Origin of the sequence: Nocardia brevicatena NBRC 12119, from assembly GCF_000308495.1 — a bacterium.
In the GTDB taxonomy this organism is placed as follows: Bacteria; Actinomycetota; Actinomycetes; order Mycobacteriales; family Mycobacteriaceae; genus Nocardia; species Nocardia brevicatena.
This window is the reverse complement of sequence record NZ_BAFU01000060.1, coordinates 1-19,014: the sequence shown is the minus strand read 5'-3', so window position 1 is coordinate 19,014 and position 19,014 is coordinate 1. Positions and strand designations below refer to the sequence as shown.

The window sequence follows — 19,014 nt, the reverse complement described above, 5'->3', positions numbered from 1 at the left end:
GGCGGCGCCCCCCGCCCCACCCCGCCCCGCGGCGGCGGAGGCGGCGGCGCGTCACCCGCAAACCAGGCGGCCACTCCGTCGGGTTCGGGCGGGGTCCCATCCGGGGCGTCCCGCGTGGCGAACAGAATAGGCGCGGCGCGTGCCGCGACATCCGGTATGACCCGGGCCGACGCGGCCATGGGCGATGTCGCGGGCGACCGCTGGACCAACCGTTCCCCTGATCTCGGCAGGAGCACCATTCCGCGATGACGATGCCCGACACCTACGAGCGCCGTTCCTACGGGCTGTGGCAGAAGCCGCGCAGCGCCGGTCTGTTCGGCCTGCGGTGGGAAGAGACGGTGCTCGGCTTCGTCGTGGTGATCACCGCCCTGGTTACCGCGATGTTCGGCGGCTTCCAATGGGGCTTCGTCGTGGGTGGGGTCGGCGTGGTGATCATGGTTCCACTGGTGTGGCGGACGGGGGGCCGCTCCGGCTACGAGACGGGATTGATGATGTTCAACTGGATGCGCTCACGCAGTCGCGGTGAGCACGTGTACCGGGGCGGCCGGTTCTCCCGTATCCCCGGGGGATTCACCCGGTTGCCGGGACTGCTCGCCCCGTCGAGGCTCTACGAGGGTATCGACGCGGGCGGTTACAGCTTCGGGATGATCCATCTACCGCAGTTCGCGCAGTACACCGTGGTGTTGCGGGCCTGGCCGCAGGGACACGAGGCGGTGGACCAGCCGGTGATCGACCGGTGGGTATCGGCATGGGGCACGTTCCTGGCGTCGCTGGGCCAGACCAGCGATATCGTGGCGGTGGTCCCGGTTATCGATACCGTGCCCGAGACGGGTAACCGGCTGCTCACCGAGGTTTCCACGATCACCCGCCCGGAGGCGCCGGACCTGGCGCAGCAGGTGATGTACGAACTCGCCACCGAACTGCCGCAGGAGCGGGTGCAGTTGCTGCCCCGGGTGGCCATCACCTTCAAGGCCACCACCGCGGAACGACGGAAGAACCCCGCCGAGGAAGCGGTCGAGATCGGCCGCCGGCTGCCCGGTATCTGCGCCGCGCTCGCCGAGGCCGGGGTGCGTGCCCAGCCCATGTCGGCCGACGAGGTGATCGCCTTCATCCGGCGCAGCTACGATCCCGCCTCCCAAGCGGATCTCGAGGTCGCCGCGGGCGAACCGGAGGGGCACGGTCTGGACTGGGCCGACGCCGGGCCGGTGTCCTGTGACGAGAAATGGGACCACCTGGTGCACGACGGCGGGCGGTCGGTCACCTGGGAGATGGACACCGCCCCGGAGGGTGCCGTCGACGAGCGGGTGCTACAGCGGCTGCTGGCACCCAATCCCGAGGTGCCGCGTAAACGGATCGCCATCGTGTACCGGCCGCATTCGGCCGCCGATGCCGCCGAAATCGTCGACGACGACTTCAAGAACGCGTTGGTGGCCCAGCAGAGCGAGCGCGGTGTGGTCTCCGCCTCGGCGACCCTGCGTGTCGGCGCCACCCAGCAGGCGCGGGAGGAACAGGCCCGCGGACACGGGGTCACCCGCTTCGGGGCGCTGGTCACCATCACCGAGCCGCTGCGCGGCGACCTGCCTCGAATCGAGGCCATCACGCGGGATCTGTCCACCCAGGCCCGGCTGAAGATCCGGCGCTGCTACCGCTACCAGGCGGCTGCCTTCGCGGCATCGCTCGGCTGCGGGGTGATCCTGCCCGAACACGCGACAATTCCGAAAGCACTGGCGGGGTGAGTGGGTAATGGTACGTGAGCACGAGCCACCCGTACGGGAACGAGACCAGACGCCGACCGGGCGATCTCGGCGCGAGGCCGTCGAACGCTCACGTGCCGACCATCGGGGCGGGCGGGCGGTGACGTCGCGCACCGGCGCGGAACCGTCCCGCGCCGGTGGAAGCCGGGCCCGTACGCACGTTCGGCCCGTCAAGATCGACAAGGCCGCCGACCGGGCCATGGGCACCGGCGAATTCGATCGGGCGGCGCGGCGGGCGAAGGCCCGCGCGGACAAACGCCGCCAGTCCGGTCCCCCGCTGCTCGACGACGCCACCCGGGCTCGCTACGAGGCGATCAGCCGGGAGGGCTCCGGGCTGCGGGCGGCCTGGGCCACCTTCCGTGTTCGCACCGACGATATCCGGCGCCGCAATTACGCGGCCCGGGCCGAACAGGCCATCGAGGACGGATTCGACCGCCAGGTCGCTCAATTGACCCCGCGCGGCTATGTGGGTCCCGGTGGCGGCCGGATGAACGTGATCGGCCGGACGGTCGAATACCGGGCCACCACCGCGCAGGTGGCGGGGCTGTGGCCGTGGTCGGTGGGCGCGGGCGCCCCCCTGATCGGCACCCCCCTCGGTTCCCATCTGCACACCGGCGCGCCGGTGTGCTTCGATCCGATGAACTGGTTCATGCGCGGAAGTTTCATCACCGCGCCCAGCCTGTTCGTCCTGGGACTCAACGGTTTCGGTAAATCGTCGCTGGTGCGCCGGATCGTGCTCGGCGGTATCGCGCAGAGCATCACCCCGCTGATCCTCGCCGATGTCAAACCCGATTACCGCAAGCTGGTGGAGCTGGTCGGCGGGCAGGTTATCGACCTCGGATACGGCCACGGCAAACTCAACCCGCTCGCGGCGGGCGTCCTCGGAACCATCGTGCCGCGCCTGGATCACCGGCCCGATCTGCAACTGCAGGTTCTGCAGGATCTGCGGGCCCGTCAGGTGACACTCATAGCGGGTCTGGTGGAACTGGTGCGCGGCGAACGCGTGCGCGACTACGAGGAGACGCTCATCTCCACCGCGCTGCGCATCCTATACCGGCCCGGCAGTGGCTACACCCCGGATCAGCCGCCCATCATGGAGAACCTGTTGGAGGTGATCGTCGGCGGCGGTGAGCAGTTGATGCTCGACGCGGGCGCCGACGATCCGATCGATTACCAGGACGCGATAAGGGGGCTGCGACGGTCGCTGCGCGCACTCACCCAGGGGCCGTTCGGTGCGGTGTTCAACGGACAGACCTCGGTGCCCATCGACACCGAGGCGGTCGCGGTCTGTATCGACGTCTCCCATATCCCGCAGGGCGACAAGAAGCTCAAGGCCGCGGTCATGCTGGCCTGCTGGGCCGACGGTTTCGCCGCCGTCGAGGCGGCGCATACCCTCACCGACGCCGGGCTGGCGCCGCAGCGGTACTTCCAGGTGGTTATGGACGAGTTGTGGCAGGTACTCGGCCTGGGCGATTTCATGGTCGACCGGGTGGACGAGCTGACCCGACTGCAGCGCGGTATCGCCACGGCGCTGATCATGATCAGCCACACCATCAAGGACCTGCAAGCATTGGGATCGGAAGCGGCGATCGCCAAGGCGCTCGGCTTCCTCGAACGGGCGCGCGCCAAGATCTTCGGCGCGCTGCCGGCCGAGGAGATCAAGCGCCTGGACAGCACGGTTCCGTTCACATCCGCCGAGGAGGAGATGGTGACCGGATGGTCGGCCCCGCAAGCGCTCACCGGTGAGGCACTCAAGCCCGGACAACAGCGGCCCTCACCGCCGGGTACCGGCAAGTTCCTGTTGAAGATCGGTGAGGACCGCCGCCCCGGTATTCCGTTCCACATGGAGTTCACGGTGGCGGAGCGAGAAAGCGGGATTCACGACACCAACCAGCGGTTCGAGGAGTTCACCGCGTATCCGGGTCGCAGCGCGGTGGTTTCGGACGGGAGAGATACGACAGGTGGGAGAGCGTTATGATGCCGCACCGGTCGTATCGGAGAGTATCGCCGGAGGTCCGTGCTGCCGCGGTGGAGCAGGTTGTCGCGCTCACCGGAAAATTGCGCAGCGAATCGGAAGCGTGTCGGGTGGTCGCCGAACAGATCGGTGTGCACACCAATTCGGTCCGCAACTGGGTGCGGGCCGCCGAGGGGCCGGGGCTGGAACGGATGGACGCGGCCGCCTTGCGGCGCAAGGTCGCGATGTTGCAGCAACAGCTCGCCGCGGCCGCGGAGATGAACCGCGCACTGGCCGACACCCTCAACGAAACGCGGCGTCGCACGTGAGCTTCGCGGGGGAGCCGTGAACGCCCGCTCGATGCTGTGGACGGCGCTGGGCGTGGTCCTCGGTCTGATGACTGTGGTTCTGGTGATCGTACTGCCCTCGGTGGACGATCCGTGTGAGGGCGGGTCGGTGCTCGGCCCGGAGGGGGAGCTGCTGCCGCCGCTGGGCGGCTATCCGCCGGGCGATCCCCGTGCGGCCGGGGGTCTTCCCGACGGTCCGGACGTATCCGGGTCTCGTGCCCCGAAGCCCACCGTGACCGATACGCCGTCACTGGCCGCGGGCGCCGAGCGGCTGGGCCGGGTCCGGCCGATGGCGGAGGGAACCTACAGCGTCTCCGACGTTTTCGGCTCCCGTGGTGGCGGGCACAAGGGTATCGACCTGGCCGCCGACGACGGCACGCCGATCTTCTCGGTCGCCGACGGTGTCGTCGTGGCCGCCGGTCCCGCCTCGGGCTTCGGGAACTGGATCGTCATCGACTCCGTGGACCCCGGCAACGGCCGGTCGTTCTCGGCCGTGTACGGCCATATGTGGGACAGCGGGGTGTTGGTGCGGGTCGGTGATGTGGTGCGGACGGGCCAACATATCGGGGCGGTGGGCTCGGCGGGCGAATCCAGCGGCCCTCATCTGCATTTCGAGGTCGTGCCGGGCGGGCGGTTCACCGGCGGCCGGCAGATCGACCCGATGCCCTGGCTGGACGGTGCGCCCACCCCGGATATCGGTGGGGCGCGGGCGCATTCGACCGATCCGCGCTGTGTCCGCGGATTCGGAACACCGGGCGGGGCGCTTGCCGACGGCAAGGTGCCACCGGAACTCGAATTGTGGTACCGGCGCGCCGGGTCGCTGTGTCCCGCGATCACGCCGTCGCTGCTGGCCGCTCAGGGCCGGCAGGAATCCGGCTTCCGGCGCGGTGCCACCTCGCCCGCGGGCGCGCAGGGGCTGGCGCAGTTCCTGCCGGGTACGGCTGCCGGTGCCAACCCCGACGACGGGCAGCCGTATGTGATCGACGCCGACGGCAACGGTGTCGCGAGCGTATGGGACGACGGGGACGCCATCATCGGTCAGGGGCGCTATATGTGTGCCATTGCAAGAAAGGTGTCGGGGTGGATCGCCGAGGGCCGGGTCCAGGGCGATGTGGTGGCCCTGACATTGGCCGCCTACAACGCCGGTGAGGGCGCGGTACTCGCTTCCGGCGGTATGCCGAACCAGGTGGCCGCGCACTATTCGGAAACCCAGCCTTACGTGGCCAATATCCTGGCCATGGAGCCACAGTATCGGGCGCCGGGTGCGCAGGGCCGCTTCGTTCCGGAGGAGGGGGAGCCGGGCGAACAGGTCGTGCGGGCCGCGCAGGACTGGCTTGGCACCCCCTATGTCTGGGGTGGTGGCGGCGCGCAGGGACCCAGCGGAGGTGGGCTCGACGCTCCGGGCCTGACCTCGGCCGCGGTGTTCGCCGCCTCGTCCGGCGCGGTCTCGCTGCCCCGGACAGCCGAACAGCAGTGGGAGGTGGGCACCGAGGTGTCGCTCGGCGATATCCGGCCCGGCGATCTGGTGTTCAGCGATTTCGGGCAGCGCGGTCCCGCGCATGTCGGTATCTACGCCGGAAACGGGCGAATGATCCACGCTGCGCCGGAGGCCGACGCGCATTCCGCGGGTGGGGTGGGGGAGACCGAGGTTCCCGGCGACGCGCGCGCGAGGAGGGTGCTGTGAACACGCGAAAATCGGCACCGTTTCGTCGATCCGGGCGGTTAGCCTGGAAGTATCGGGTGTCGGCGAATGCGGGGCTGGTGGTTGCGCTGGTATCGGGTATCGCAATACTGAGTGCGTGTGGCGCCGTCGACGACACCACGGGTTCGGAGGCGGGGCCGGAGACGTCGACGGCGCGCAGGCTCGAGGCCATTCCCGCCCCCGACCCGGCCGCGCCCGACGGTGTCGCCGTGGCGGCGCTGCGGGAGATCTTCACGTGGCGTCCGGTCACCGAGGAGCAGGGCGCGTCGCTGGGGCGGGCCCGAAAATGGCTGGGCCCCAGCCTGCTCCGCGTCCTGGACGGTTCCACCCGCGCCGAGACGCCGCGCACCACACTGCGCTGGGGTGAATGGGCCGCCGCGGGTGCGCGGGTCGACGCGTTCACCTTCGCCTCGGGGGAGCGGCCGCCCACCGCCGCCGATCCGAATGTCGCGCAGTTCAAGATCGGTATCGAGCAGACCGTCGTCTATCCGGACGGGCGTGCGGAAGCGCTCCCACCGGCCACCGTTATCGCCACCGTGGTGCGCACTCCCGGGGGCTGGCGGCTCGACGGCTTCCGCTGACAGGGCTTTTGCGTACGGATTGTTCAGGAGGCAGGTATGGCGAAGAAGAAACCGGTGACGGACCCGGCCGTCCCCGGGCCCGACGGCACCCTTGTCCTGCTCGCGATCGGCGGTACGGTGCTCGCCGTCCTCTGGGTGTCACTGCAACTGGGCAATCTGCTGTCGGTCCGGCCGCAGGACATGCCGATCAATCCGATCGCCATCCTGGTCGGACTGCTCCGCGGCACCGTCCATTGGCCGGCCGGGGCGACCGCGATCCTGCTGCTGATCATTATCGGCGGGGTGGTGGGTGTGCTGGTGCGGCGGCGAATCAAGGCGCAGCAGGGCAAGGGGCGGCTCTCCGTCGACGAGAAGGCCGATGTGATGGGCAACGGTGGCGCCATCGCCTCGCTCACGGAGGCCGGGGCGCGGGAGAAGGCGAACCAACTGGGGGTGAAGCTCGGCTACGACGACGCCCCGGGTGTGCCGATCGGTGTCAGCGTCGCCGATGGTGCGATGCTCTACGGCTCCTATGAGGATCTGCACCTGGACATCTGGGGTCCGCGTCAGGGCAAGTCCACCTCCCGGGTCATACCGGCCATCCTCACCGCGATCGGCCCGGTGCTGGCCACCTCGAACAAACGCGATGTGGTGGACGCGACCCGGGATGTGCGGGAATCGAAGGGCAGCCCCACCTTCGTCTTCGACCCGCAGGGCGTCGCCGGTGAGGAGCCCACCTGGTATTGGAATCCACTGGCCTGGGTGGACGTGCGCCGTGAGGGCTGTGAGATGCGGGCGGCGCGGCTGGCCGGGCATTTCGCCGACGGTGACGACGGTTCGGACAGTAAGACCGACGCCTTCTTCGACCCGGAGGCCGAGGACCTTTTGGCCGGCCTCTTCCTCGCCGCCGCTATCGGCGACCGAGATATCACCCAGGTATGGGAGTGGGTGACCGATCCGCAGAACATCGAGCCGATTCAGTTGCTGCGCAATGCCGGACACGACTACACCGCATCCGGTTTGTCCTCGCAGTACAACGCCGACCCACGCACCCGAAGTGGTATCTTCGGCACGGCCAAGAAGATGTGCCGGTGTCTGAAACTGCGGAATGTGCACCCGTGGATCACCCCCGGCGAGAACCGGCGGCAGTTCGACGAACTGGACTTCATCGAACGCAACGGCACGCTCTACAGTCTCTCCCTCGAGGGCCGTGGTTCGGCGTCGCCGCTGGTGAGCGCGCTCACCGAGGCCGTGATCGATGTGGCCATGCGCAAGGCCTCGTATTCTGCGGGCGGCAGGCTGCCCATTCCGTTGTTGGCCGTGCTCGACGAGGCCGCGAACGTGGTCCGCTGGAAGGATCTGCCCAAGCAGTACAGCCACTTCGGCTCGCGGGGCATCGTGGTCATGACGGTGCTGCAGTCATGGGCACAGGGGGCGCGCTGCTGGGGCGACGACGGGATGAACGCGTTGTGGTCGGCCGCCAATATCAAGGTGCTCGGCAGCGGTGTGGACGACACCAATTTCCTGCGAGAACGCTCCGAGGCCATCGGCGAGCACTCGTCGATCTCGGCTTCGGTATCCGAGTCCAAGGGCGGTAAGAGCTATTCGCGGTCGCTGGGGTCCTCGAAGACCTTCACCGTGCAGGCGCTGGCCACGCTGCCGCGCGGCCGGGCCATCGTCTTCTCGTCCGGGGCGCCCCCGGTGCTCGTGCGCACGGTGCCCTGGTGGGAGGGCGCGTACCGCGATGATGTGAAGAAGTCCATAGAACAGCACGATCCGCAACGGAAGACGTTGATCACCGATGTGATCGGCTCGCCGTCGCTGGCCAAATCGACACCGGCGCCGGAAATCAAGCCCGAGGGACCGATCGAGGAGCGTCCACTGTGACCGAAACGCAAGCGCCGCAAGCGCAGAAAACGACGATCTACAGCGGTGTGGTGGAGTTCGTCGAGAACTATCTGAGCGTCGTCTACCGCAGGCAGGTCAGCGATCTCAGCGATACCGTGTGGTGCCCGCAATGGTGGAAGCACACCGAGGCCATCGTTCGGTTGGACGCCCTGTGGCGGGCCTGGGAGCATCTGCGCCAGGACGGCGCCACCGGGATGAGTGTCTGGCTGCTCGACCATGCCGATCCGCATATGAAGGTTCTGCTGGATCCGCGTGGGCCGTTCAAGTATTGCAGTGTCCGCAACGGCCACAAGGACATGCTGGGTCCGCTGCCGTTGACGGCGCCGCCCGACGGAATGTTCAGCAATCCGGAGGACAGCGAACTGCCGCTGCGCGGTTGAGTCGCGGTCGGACCGGATGCCCGGCCTCGGCCGTGATGTGAGCCCGGAAACGACGAACAGCCCGGGGCGCACGTCCCCGATGTGCGCCCGGGCTGTTCACGGACCGCTGGTCAGCGAGTGCGTTCCAGGCCGCGCCCCAGCTCCTGTTCCCGGGCGCGCTGTACGGCGGGCGCGTACTCGGGGCGGGTGCGCACCGCCTCGGACGGCGGTTTCGCCTGACCGACCTCGACGAGCATCCGCGCCGCCGCGAGCTCGGGTGCGACGCCGATCTTCGACAGGTGCGCGGCGAGAGCCGCGCGCCGTTCCACGGAGTCGTAGCCGATGGCGGGTTGTGCGGACGCCGCCCCGGACGCCTCGGCGAAGGACTGGGTGGTCTGGGAGATGGAGAATCGGTCCTTCTCCAGCGACACACCGCGGTAGGCCCCGCCGTCCCGATGCGGGGCGATCCGGGTGGCATTCTCCGGCAGCGGCCTCGAAAGCATCTGTGTCAGTTCCTGGTTGCGCGGATCCTTGGCCTTGGCGTCGCGGGCCTCGCGGATCTGCAGCTCTCGTGCCTCCTTGAGACGGGCCTCGGTGAGTTTGACGCGTGCCTCGGCCTCACGTTGACCGCGTTCCCGGGCCTTGAGGGCAACCAGGGTCGCGATCTGCAACATTGTCCTCAACATGGCCGCGGTTTCCCGGCCGACGTCGTCGATTTCCTCGGACATGTCTGCTCCCCGATGCTGCGGTGATCACTATGGATGATGTGGTGCCTCGTCGCGACCCGCACGCTGCCGGCGACGACCCGAAGAAGGTGATTTCGCCACGCGCACTCTGTGTTCCGAGATTACCCGACACGCCCGGCCGTAACCGGCCGTTATGCTGCCTTATCAGCATAAATCGTACAATTCCGGCACGCGAGCGCGGTTGTCGAACCTTCTATGGTGTAAGGGCCGCCTTACCGGATGGACGGTGGCGGACGGACCGGTCGGCACGTCCGCCACCGGCGGTGTCAGTCGATGCGCACCGTCTGGAGGGTCACCGGCTGCCTGGGCTTGCCGTCACCGGGGCCGTTGGACTCGTCCTGGCCGAGCGCGGCGATCTTGTCCAGGGTTTGCAGGCCGGTTTCGTCCACGGTGCCGAAGATCGTGTAGTTCGGCGGCAGCATCGAGTCGCCGTAGACGATGAAGAACTGGCTGCCGTTGGTGCCCGGGCCCGCGTTGGCCATCGCGAGCACGCCGCGCTGGTAGCTGATCGGCTGTTGCAGTGCCGGGTCGCCGGGCGCGTACTGGTCGGTGGGGTACTCGTTGTCGAATTCGTAGCCCGGGCCGCCGGTGCCACTCCCGGTCGGATCGCCGCACTGCAGCACCTGCAGTCCTTCGCCCTCGGTGAGTCGGTGGCAGTCGGTGCCGTTGAAATAGCCCTGACTCGCCAGGCCGGCGAAACTGTTCACCGTGCACGGCGCCTGCGCGTTGTTCAGCGTCAGACCGAGCGGCCCCTGGTTCGTCTCGACGCTCATACTGAGTGTGGCGTTCCCGTCGGCGGTCTGGATCCCCTCGGCACGCGGCGGGTTCACCGGTTTGGCCGCGGGGCCGGTGGGACGGTAGACGCAGTTCACCGTCGCGGGCTTGGCCACCGGGGGTGGCGGCGGTGCCGCCACCGGGGTGTTCGACAGCGATGCCTCCGGAGTGGTGGGCGCGGCCGCCGTGTCGACGCTGTCGTCGCCGCGGGTCATGAAGTACACACCCGCTATCGCGGCCGCCACCACGATGACGCCGAGAGCCGATCCGGCGACGGTGAGTTGCTTGCGCTTGCGTTCCCGTGCGGCCCGATTGGCCAGCTGACGCTCCAGCTTGCGTTTCGCCGCCGCTCGGCGCTGTTCGTTGCTCGGCACTACCACGTTCCTCCCGTGCGGCGACCGGATATCGGGTCCGGTCGGACGCTCCTGGTCTGATATATCGGCTAAAGCGTGTCCCCTGGGTCTCCTCGGCGTCTCTACCGTGACCTACGGGACGTGCCCTTGAGTGTGCCATCTCCGCTCGGAAGCGCCCCACAGTTCCGCCGGACCGGTCCGTGCCCGGCGTGGCCACGGTCCACGGTAACCGGTTGGACTTGACCGGGCGCGGTGGGGGAAACTGGGTGATCGTGACCAAGACCAGCAGCTTCTCCGCCCCGAAAGGCGTCCCTGACTACGTGCCGCCGGGCTCGGCCGAGTTCGTCGCGGTCCGCGACGGCCTGATCCGCGCCGCCCGACTCGCCGGGTACGGGCATATCGAACTGCCGATCTTCGAAGACACCGAGCTGTTCGCCCGCGGTGTCGGCGAATCCACCGACGTGGTGAGCAAGGAGATGTTCACCTTCTCCGACCGCAGCGACCGCAGCGTCACCCTCCGCCCGGAGGGGACGGCCGGGGTGATGCGCGCGGTGATCGAACACGGACTCGACCGCGGGCAGCTGCCGGTGAAACTCTGCTACGCCGGTCCGTTCTTCCGCTACGAACGTCCCCAGGCCGGGCGCTACCGCCAACTGCAGCAGGTCGGTGTAGAGGCCATCGGCGTCGACGACCCGGCGTTGGACGCCGAGGTCATCGCGGTCGCCGACGCCGGATTCCGCGGCCTCGGCCTCACCGGTTTCCGGCTGGAGGTCGCCTCGCTCGGTGACGAGACCTGCCGTCCGCAGTACCGGGAACGGCTGCAGGAATTCCTGTTCGGACTGCCGCTCGACGAGGAGACCCGCCGGCGGGCGCGGATCAATCCGCTGCGGGTACTCGACGACAAACGGCCCGCGGTGCGGGAGATGACGGCCGACGCGCCGCTCATGATCGACCACCTGTCCGATTCCGCCAAGGCCCACTTCGAACAGGTGCTGGCCCACCTCGACGCGCTGGGCGTGCCGTATGCGGTGAACCCGCGGATGGTGCGCGGCCTGGACTACTACACCAAGACCACGTTCGAATTCGTGCACGACGGGCTCGGCGCCCAGTCCGGTATCGGCGGCGGCGGACGCTACGACGGGCTGATGGCCGAACTGGGCGGCCAGGCGCTGTCCGGTATCGGTTTCGGGCTCGGGGTGGATCGCACCGTCCTGGCATTGGCCGCCGAGGGCGTGACGGCGGGCGATCCGGCGCGGTGCGAGGTGTTCGGGGTGCCGCTCGGCGATACCGCCAAACAGCGGCTGGTGGTGCTGGCCGCGCAGTTGCGGGCGGCGGGTATCCGGGTGGACCTGGCCTACGGCGGGCGCGGGGTGAAGGGCGCGATGAAGGCGGCCGACCGATCGGGCGCGCGGTTCACGCTGGTCCTCGGCGACCGGGACCTGGCCGAACACACCATCGGTCTCAAGGATATGCGCACCGGGCAGCAGCGGCAGATCCCGATCGACAGCACGGTCGGCACGATTGTCGCGGCGCTGGCGGGCGACGAATAGTACGGTCCCGGGGAATCCGTTCCCCGCACCGAATGCACCGCCGTGACAGAATCCGCCATCGGGCCCGAACCGGAACAACCGATCGGACTGGACCTGGTCGCGCCCGAGTTGTACGCCCCGACGCTGCGTCGGCTGGCGCTGGCCGGCCTGGGCATGGGTATCGGCGCCGCGCTGCTCGTGACCCTCGTGGCGGGGTGGGGGCTCGGGGTCCTGATCGGTGTGGTGGTCGGGGCACCGACGGTGGTCTATGCCCTGGCTCTGCGGCGGCGGCGTATCTGGCTGTCCGGGACCACCGTCCACGCCCGGACCCTGCTGCGGGAACGGGTGATCCCGGTCGCCGAGGCCACCGGGGTGGAGGTGCTGGTCTACCCGGCCAGGCTGAGCCGGGTCGCGCTGCGGATCACCGCCGGACCCGACAGTCAGATCCTTCCGCTGGCCATGTACACCGACGCGGGCAGCGGACGGGAGCTGCACCTACTCGGCCTGCGCAGACTGGCCGACGCCCTGGTCGCGAGCCCGCTCGCCGCCGCTCTCCCGGTCGCCGAGATGCTGGCACGCCAACTACGTGCCGAAGCCCGGGACGCCGGACTCGCCGAGCGACCGCTGTACCGGGCCGTTGCCCTGGCCCGGGACCGGGATTACGTCTCTCCGGTTGTGCTGACCGACGAGGAGGTCGCCGGGCTGTTCTGAGCCGGGTCGGTGCGCAACCAGCGACCCGGTCCCGGCCGTCCGCCGATGTCGCGGCGGTCGTCAACCGGTGACGGTCCAGGTCTCCGAACCGGTGAGCAACTTCTGCAGGGACCCCTCGGCAACGGGTCTGGCCTCGCGCGCGGTCGTGAGCTGAGCGCGGACGCCGTCGTCGTAGGCCGGGCGGTTCACCGCGCGGAAGATACCCGTGACCACGTGCTCGAGATCCTGGTCGGAGAGCCGGGACAGGGCGTAGGCGTACTCCGGGTCATCGGAGTGCGCGTCGTGCACGATGATCTCGTCCGCGGCCACCTCGTCGGTACGGGCGACGGCCAGGCCGAAACCCTTGCGGACCACGGCGAACTCCCCGTCCGCGCCGAACCGCAGCGGTTCGCCGTGCCGCAGTCGGATCAGTCGGGACTCGCTGTCGCCGCGTCGCAGCACATCGAAGGAGCCGTCGTTGAAGATCGGACAGTCCTGCAGGATCTCCACGAAGGAGGTGCCACGGTGCTCGGCGGCCGCGCGCAGCACCTCGGTGAGGCCCTTGCGGTCGGAGTCCAGGGCGCGGGCGGCGAAGGTCGCCTCGGCGCCCAGCGCCACCGACAGGGTATTGAACGGGTGGTCCACCGAGCCCATGGGCGTCGATTTGGTGATCTTGCCCGATTCCGAGGTGGGCGAGTACTGGCCCTTGGTGAGCCCGTAGATCCGGTTGTTGAACAGCAGGATCGTCATGTTCACATTGCGGCGCAGGGCGTGGATGAGATGGTTGCCGCCGATGGACAGCGCGTCGCCGTCACCGGTGACGACCCATACCGACAGGTCCGGGCGGGTCACCGCGAGCCCGGTGGCGATGGCCGGGGCGCGGCCGTGGATCGAATGGATGCCGTAGGCGTCCAGGTAGTACGGGAAACGGCTGGAGCAGCCGATCCCGGACACGAACATGAGATTCTCCCGGCGCAGCCCCAGCTCGGCGAGGAAACCGCGCACCGTGGCCAGGATGACGTAGTCGCCGCAGCCGGGGCACCAGCGCACCTCCTGGTCGGAGGTGAAGTCCTTGGCCTTTTGCGGCCCGTCCGCGGCCGGTACGCCCGACGTTCCGGATACGGGTGTGATGCCCAGCTCGGTCCCGAGCAGCGAGGTTTCGATAATCGTCATCGGGAGCCCCCGTCCGTGCGATAGGTCGCCCGCGCCCTGGCGGCGAAGGCCTTGTCCTGTTCCAGATCGGCGATCGAACCGTCCAGCGCCGCGTCGATCACGCCGACGAGCTCCTGCGCGGAGAACGCCGTACCCGCGACCTTCGTCCACGGACGGACGTCGACCAGGTATTTCGCCCGCAGCAGCATGGCCAGCTGTCCGCCGTTCATCTCCGGCGCGACCACGGTGCGGTAGCGCCGCAGCACATCGCCGAGGTTCGGCGGAAGCGGATTCAGATGCCGCAGATGCAGCTGCGCGACCGGTATCCCGCGCCTGCGCACCCGGCGGCAGGCCTCGCCGATCGGGCCGTAGGAACTGCCCCAGCCGACCAGCAGTACCTCGGCGGTGCCGTCCGGGTCGTCGACCTCGGCGGCGGGCACCGCGATCGAGTCGACCTTGGCCTGGCGCAAACGCACCATCAGATCGTGGTTGGCCGGATCGTAGGAGATATCGCCGCTGCCGTCGGCCTTCTCCAGCCCGCCGATCCGATGCGCGCGGCCCTTGGTGCCCGGAACGGCCAGCGGGCGGGCCAGGGTTTCCGGATCGCGGGCGTAGGGCCGGAACGGGACGTCGTCGTCCTCGGCGGCGGGCGGTTCGAATCCGGGGCCGATCGGTTCCAGGTCCTCGACCCGGGGGATCGCCCAGGGTTCCGACCCGTTGGCGATGGCACCGTCGGACAGCAGCAGCACCGGTGTGCGATAGGTGAGCGCGATCCGCGCGGCCTCCACCGCGGTCGCGAAACAGTCGGCGGGCGAGCGCGGGGCGAGCACCGCCACCGGGCTCTCGCCGTTGCGTCCGTACAGCGCCTGCAACAGGTCCGCCTGTTCGGTCTTGGTCGGCAGGCCGGTGGATGGTCCACCGCGCTGTACATCGATGATCACCAGCGGGAGCTCGGTCATCACCGCCAGCCCGATGGTCTCGCTCTTGAGCGCCAGGCCCGGCCCGGATGTGCTGGTGACGCCCAGCGCGCCGCCGAGCGCGGCGCCCAGGGCGGCGCCGATCCCGGCGATCTCGTCCTCGGCCTGGAAGGTGGTGACGCCGAAATTCTTGTGTTTGCTCAGCTCGTGCAGGATGTCGGAGGCCGGGGTGATCGGATAGGTGCCGAGGAACAACGGCAGCCCGGACAGCGAGCTCGCGGTGATCAGCCCGTAGGCGAGCGCGGTGTTGCCGGTGATCTGCCGGTAGGTGCCCGGCGGCAGTACGGCCGGGGCGATCGCGTAGGTGGTGGCGAAGCTCTCGGTGGTCTCGCCGTAGTTCCAGCCCGCGCGGAAGGCGAGCACATTGGCCTCGGCGACTTCCGGGGTGGAGGCGAACTTCTCCCGCAGGAACCGTTCGGTGCCGCCGATCGGACGCCCGTACATCCACGACAGCAACCCGAGCGCGAACATGTTCTTGGCGCGCTGACCCGACTTCTTCCCGACCCCGGTGGCTTCGGTGGCGGCGAGCGTCAGCGAGGTCATCGGCACCTTGTGGACGACGAAATCGGCGAGGCTCTCGTCGGCGAGCGGATCGGAGGAATAGCCCACCTTGGTGAGGTTGCGGCCGGTGAACTCGTCGGTGTTGGCGATGATCGTGCCGCCGTGCGGCAGGTCGTCGAGGTTGGCCTTCAGCGCCGCCGGGTTCATCGCCACCAGCACATCGGGCTGGTCGCCGGCGGTGAGGATATCGTGGTCGGCGATCTGGATCTGGAACGAGGACACCCCGGGCAGCGTGCCCTGCGGGGCCCGGATCTCGGCCGGGAAGTTGGGTTGGGTGGCCAGATCGTTGCCGAAGGCCGCCGCCTCATGGGTGAAGCGATCACCGGTGAGCTGCATACCGTCACCCGAATCGCCCGCGAAGCGGATGACCACGCGGTCCAGAACCGCCGCGCCGCCATCGTTTCGGACAGCGGCGGCAGTGGTGTCGTCGGCGTGGCCGATATCGTTGTGGTGCGAAACCATACGCGTGCTTCACTTCCTCGTCGAAGAGCGCTGCCAGTGGCCAAAGTACTCTGCCGGCCGGGTGGCGTGACGGGTATGCGCGTGTCGACATATGAGTCGCCGCTCACATGCCTGCGCGTGTCGGATGACCGGGTGGTTCGATGGCCGGTTCGGCGGGGCAGCGGTGGTCCGGGGAGTCTGTCCGGGGGCGGGATCAGGGGAACAGGGCCAGCTGTGGTTCGGCTCGTGGCGGCGGTACGGGCTCCGCCGGCTCCGCGTCCGGTTTCTCCCGGCGCAGGCCGTGCTCGGCCAGCAGCGGATCGACCCGTTTCCGCAGCCAGGCCGCGTACTCCGGGGCGACCGAGCCGCCGGTGCGGTAGAGCTGCCGGTAGCGGCGCAGCAGCGCCGGATGGTTTTCGGCCAGCCAGCCCAGGAACCGGTCGCGGGTGCTGCCCCGCAGATGCATCGGCAGGGCGACCGCCGACACCGCGCCGGCCGCGGCGATCTCGCGGAACAGTTCGTCGAGTTGGTCGCGGCCGTCGGTGAGATAGGGAATCACCGGCGCCACCATCACGTTCACCGCGAAGCCGGCGTCGGTCAAGGCGCGCACCAGGTCCAGCCGGGTCCGGGGTGAGGGCGCGCCGGGCTCGAGGCCGCGGTGCAGTTCCGCATCGAGCATGGCCAGCGAAATGCCGATGTGCACCGGAACTTCCCGCGCGGCCAGGGTGAGCAGCGACAGATCCCGCTGCAGCAGTGTGCCCTTGGTGAGAATCGAGAACGGGGTTCCGGAATCGGTGAGTGCCCGGATGATTCCGGGCATCAGCCGATACCGGCCCTCGGCTCGCTGGTAGGGGTCGGTATTGGTGCCGAGCGCCACCGGTTCCCGGTGCCAGGACCGCCGGGTGAGTTCGCGGCGCAGGACCGCGGCGATATTGGTCTTCACTATGATCTGACTGTCGAAATCCGTTCCGGCGTCCAGATCCAGGTATTCGTGCGTCCCGCGGGCGAAGCAGTAGCGGCAGGCATGCGAACAGCCGCGCATCGGGTTGACCGTCCACCGGAACGGAAGATCGGACTTCTCCGGAATTTTGTTCAGCGCGCTTTTGCACAGCACTTCGTGGAATGTGATACCGGCGAATTCCGGTGTCTGTACAGTTCGGGTGAATATCGCCCGGTCGAGGCCGGGCAAAGCACCGTCGTCGGCGTCCAGGGTCTGGCTTTGCCACCGCACTCGACCAGTCGAACACGCGTTCTAGAGGCTGTCAACCCACCGCCGCGATATCACTCTGCGGTGTCGGCGATTCGGCGAAGAAGGCAACCAGGTCCCGCAGTGTCTCGTCGATCGGGCGCGGCCGGTAGCCGAGTTCCCGGGTGGCCTTGCCGTGGTCGACCAGCGGAGCCGAGACCAAGGCGCCGAGCGCGGCCCGCGAGACCACATCGGTGCCGAGGCGTTTGCCGATCGGCTCGAGTACCGGGATGAGGCCGGAGACCAGGCGCGGCGAGACGGAGAACCACGGCCCCTTTTTCCCGCCGTGTGCGGCGGTGCGGCGACAGAGTTCCGGCATCGAGATCATCTCGCCGCCGAGCAGGTAGTTCTCGCCGGCGCGGCCGTGCTCGCCGGCCAGGATGAGCCCCCGGGCGACATCGCGCACATCGACGAGGTCGAAGCCGCCGTCGATCATGGCGGGAATCCGGCCCCGGGCGGCGTCGCGGAGATAGCGGTTGATCCGCGACATCGGGGTGCCGGTGTCGCGGGGGCCGATAACGCCGGTGGGATTGCAGATCACCGCGTCCAGGCCCAGATCGATCACCGTGCGCAGTTCCATCTCGCCGGCCCATTTGGACCGGTCGTAGATCGGCAGGGTGGGGTCGGTCGAGTGGACGGACCGTTCGTCGATCCGCCCGCCGCAGTTGTACTGGTCGAAGGCATGGATGGAACTGGCGTGGACGAGGCGCCGCGCGCCCACCGTGCGGGCGGCCTCGGCGACCATCCGGACGCCTTCGGTGTTGACCCGCCAGGCCAGGTCGTTCTGTTCGGCCAGGGTGATCACGGCGACCAGGTGATAGACGATTTCCGCGCCGTCGAGGGCCGAGTGCATGGACGCGGGATCGAGGACATCGGCGGATACCCAGGTCACGTTCGATTCCGTGGACTGCCGCGGTGTCACGCGATCGATCGCCACCACCTCGTGGCCGCGCTCGACGAGCAGCGGGAGCAGATTCGTACCCAGGTAGCCGGCTGCGCCGGTCACTGCGACCTTCATGACGACGAGAATATAGAACCTGTTCTAAATTGCAACACGTTCTAGTTATGGGGGTGGGTGATCGGTCGTGAACACCCTGCCCGGTGGGCTATATTCGGGTCGCATCCATAACGGTGCGACAGGGGCATACGGTGTGGCACAACGGCAACCGCTCCTGCGTGCGGATACACATTGTTCACGACGACCGTTGGGGGGAGCTCGATGAGTGATCTCTCGGTAGAGACCGAGGCGCTGCGCGCGTTCGGCGCCACCAATGCCGGGATCGCCGGTGATATCGCGGGGGCGGGCAATTTCGACGCGGTGGCCAATGTCGCCGCCCTGACGCCGGTATTCGGCCTGATCGGTGCCGACTATCTGGCCATGTTCGCCGCGGCGCAAGTGTTGCAGGCCCGCGATATCGACGACCTGGCGGCCAAATATCAGCATCTGTCCCAGGCGGCGTTCAGCTCCGCCGCCGGCTACGACGCCACCGACCTGGGCAATGTCGGTGCGCTCGGCGCGGCGGCCGCCGATATCGCCGGCGGAATCGGCGGTGCCCTGTGAGACCGCTGGATTCCACCGCCACCTCCGGGGTCATAGAACCCCGAATCGAACGGATCGCCGACTCCCCGACGGGCCAGAGCACGGTATGGCCGGCGGGAGAGCAAACGGTCACCGCCCAGGCCGCGGTACCCGATCCGGCGGCGGCGATTCAGGATCTCGCGCTGCCGCAGCTTCCCGAGGACCTGCCGCCGATCGAGCCGCCGGAGTTCCTGCTGTCCCGCAAGATCGCCGAGGAAACACCCGCGGCGACCGGTCTTCCGATCGGGGGGCTACCCGGTCCGGCCGGGTCCGAGATGCCGGATACGCAGGACATTCTGTCCGGCACGACGGAACAGATGGCGGGGCTCGCCGAGGACGCGACCGCCGTGCTCGGCCAGGCCGCGGCGCCCGCCGCCGAGAT

Annotated in this window: 16 protein-coding genes and 2 pseudogenes; 12 read left to right on the top strand and 6 right to left on the bottom strand. The window is 68.8% G+C overall.

Features of this window, described 5'->3' with window-relative positions:
- The 8 genes and pseudogenes from ON20_RS34505 to ON20_RS15970 all read left to right on the top strand — a co-directional run.
- Positions 1 to 249 (top strand): annotated as a pseudogene (locus ON20_RS34505) (hypothetical protein); the annotation flags it as partial.
- Positions 246 to 1,736 carry an SCO6880 family protein gene (locus ON20_RS16000; RefSeq protein ID WP_040836447.1) on the top strand — a complete coding sequence of 497 codons (1,491 nt, stop codon included), beginning with the start codon at positions 246 to 248 and terminating at the stop codon, positions 1,734 to 1,736. The pseudogene ON20_RS34505 and the gene ON20_RS16000, both read left to right, overlap by 4 nt.
- A gap of 7 nt (positions 1,737 to 1,743) precedes the next feature.
- A complete protein-coding gene (locus tag ON20_RS15995; protein ID WP_083864957.1) occupies positions 1,744 to 3,732 on the top strand; it encodes a putative type IV secretion/conjugal transfer ATPase in 1,989 nt (662 codons plus the stop codon).
- On the top strand, positions 3,729 to 4,037 hold the full coding sequence (locus tag ON20_RS15990; protein WP_040836446.1) for a transposase: 309 nt from the start codon (positions 3,729 to 3,731) through the stop codon (positions 4,035 to 4,037). The genes ON20_RS15995 and ON20_RS15990 overlap by 4 nt, the downstream gene beginning before the upstream one ends.
- A gap of 16 nt (positions 4,038 to 4,053) precedes the next feature.
- Positions 4,054 to 5,739, top strand: a complete 1,686-nt coding sequence (locus tag ON20_RS15985) for a peptidoglycan DD-metalloendopeptidase family protein (protein ID WP_040836445.1) — start codon at positions 4,054 to 4,056, stop codon at positions 5,737 to 5,739.
- Positions 5,740 to 5,795: 56 nt separating this feature from the next.
- Positions 5,796 to 6,338 carry a hypothetical protein gene (locus tag ON20_RS15980; protein WP_245547258.1) on the top strand — a complete coding sequence of 181 codons (543 nt, stop codon included), beginning with the start codon at positions 5,796 to 5,798 and terminating at the stop codon, positions 6,336 to 6,338.
- A 36-nt stretch (positions 6,339 to 6,374) separates the two neighbouring features.
- A complete protein-coding gene (locus ON20_RS15975) occupies positions 6,375 to 8,204 on the top strand; it encodes a type IV secretory system conjugative DNA transfer family protein (protein ID WP_040836444.1) in 1,830 nt (609 codons plus the stop codon).
- Positions 8,201 to 8,605, top strand: coding sequence for a DUF4913 domain-containing protein (locus tag ON20_RS15970; protein ID WP_040836443.1), 405 nt, complete (start codon positions 8,201 to 8,203; stop codon positions 8,603 to 8,605). Before ON20_RS15975 ends, ON20_RS15970 begins: the two co-directional genes overlap by 4 nt.
- Positions 8,606 to 8,715: 110 nt before the next feature.
- On the opposite strand, the gene ON20_RS15965 is transcribed toward ON20_RS15970, so the two are convergent.
- Complete coding sequence (locus tag ON20_RS15965) at positions 8,716 to 9,312, bottom strand: hypothetical protein (RefSeq protein WP_040836442.1); 597 nt, start codon at positions 9,310 to 9,312, stop codon at positions 8,716 to 8,718.
- A gap of 284 nt (positions 9,313 to 9,596) precedes the next feature.
- Positions 9,597 to 10,478: a peptidylprolyl isomerase gene (locus ON20_RS15960; protein ID WP_040836441.1), complete on the bottom strand. Its 882-nt coding sequence runs from the start codon at positions 10,476 to 10,478 to the stop codon at positions 9,597 to 9,599.
- Between the two features lie 251 nt (positions 10,479 to 10,729).
- On the opposite strand from ON20_RS15960, the gene hisS reads away from it, so the two are divergent.
- Positions 10,730 to 12,007, top strand: a complete 1,278-nt coding sequence (hisS, locus tag ON20_RS15955) for a histidine--tRNA ligase (protein ID WP_040836451.1) — start codon at positions 10,730 to 10,732, stop codon at positions 12,005 to 12,007.
- A 42-nt stretch (positions 12,008 to 12,049) separates the two neighbouring features.
- The gene (locus ON20_RS15950) at positions 12,050 to 12,697 is read left to right on the top strand and encodes a hypothetical protein (protein ID WP_051162593.1); all 648 of its coding nucleotides are present in this window, start codon (positions 12,050 to 12,052) and stop codon (positions 12,695 to 12,697) included.
- A gap of 60 nt (positions 12,698 to 12,757) precedes the next feature.
- Here the strand turns inward: ON20_RS15950 and ON20_RS15945 are convergent, their stop codons facing one another.
- The 4 genes from ON20_RS15945 to ON20_RS15930 all read right to left on the bottom strand — a co-directional run bounded on the left by ON20_RS15945 (position 12,758) and on the right by ON20_RS15930 (position 18,071).
- Positions 12,758 to 13,849, bottom strand: a complete 1,092-nt coding sequence (locus ON20_RS15945) for a 2-oxoacid:ferredoxin oxidoreductase subunit beta (RefSeq protein ID WP_040836440.1) — start codon at positions 13,847 to 13,849, stop codon at positions 12,758 to 12,760.
- Positions 13,846 to 15,828, bottom strand: a complete 1,983-nt coding sequence (locus ON20_RS15940) for a 2-oxoacid:acceptor oxidoreductase subunit alpha (protein ID WP_083864956.1) — start codon at positions 15,826 to 15,828, stop codon at positions 13,846 to 13,848. The genes ON20_RS15945 and ON20_RS15940 overlap by 4 nt, the downstream gene beginning before the upstream one ends.
- 193 nt (positions 15,829 to 16,021) lie before the next feature.
- Positions 16,022 to 17,038 (bottom strand): Rv2578c family radical SAM protein, encoded by a 1,017-nt coding sequence (locus ON20_RS15935; protein ID WP_040836439.1) that lies wholly within the window; start codon positions 17,036 to 17,038, stop codon positions 16,022 to 16,024.
- A 31-nt stretch (positions 17,039 to 17,069) separates the two neighbouring features.
- Complete coding sequence (locus ON20_RS15930; protein WP_040836438.1) at positions 17,070 to 18,071, bottom strand: NAD-dependent epimerase/dehydratase family protein; 1,002 nt, start codon at positions 18,069 to 18,071, stop codon at positions 17,070 to 17,072.
- A gap of 201 nt (positions 18,072 to 18,272) precedes the next feature.
- Here ON20_RS15930 and ON20_RS15925 point away from each other — a divergent pair, with 201 nt between their 5' ends.
- Together ON20_RS15925 and ON20_RS15920 are read left to right on the top strand one after the other, a co-directional pair.
- Positions 18,273 to 18,614 (top strand): type VII secretion target, encoded by a 342-nt coding sequence (locus tag ON20_RS15925; RefSeq protein WP_040836436.1) that lies wholly within the window; start codon positions 18,273 to 18,275, stop codon positions 18,612 to 18,614.
- Positions 18,611 to 19,014 (top strand): annotated as a pseudogene (locus tag ON20_RS15920) (hypothetical protein); the annotation flags it as partial. The gene ON20_RS15925 and the pseudogene ON20_RS15920, both read left to right, overlap by 4 nt.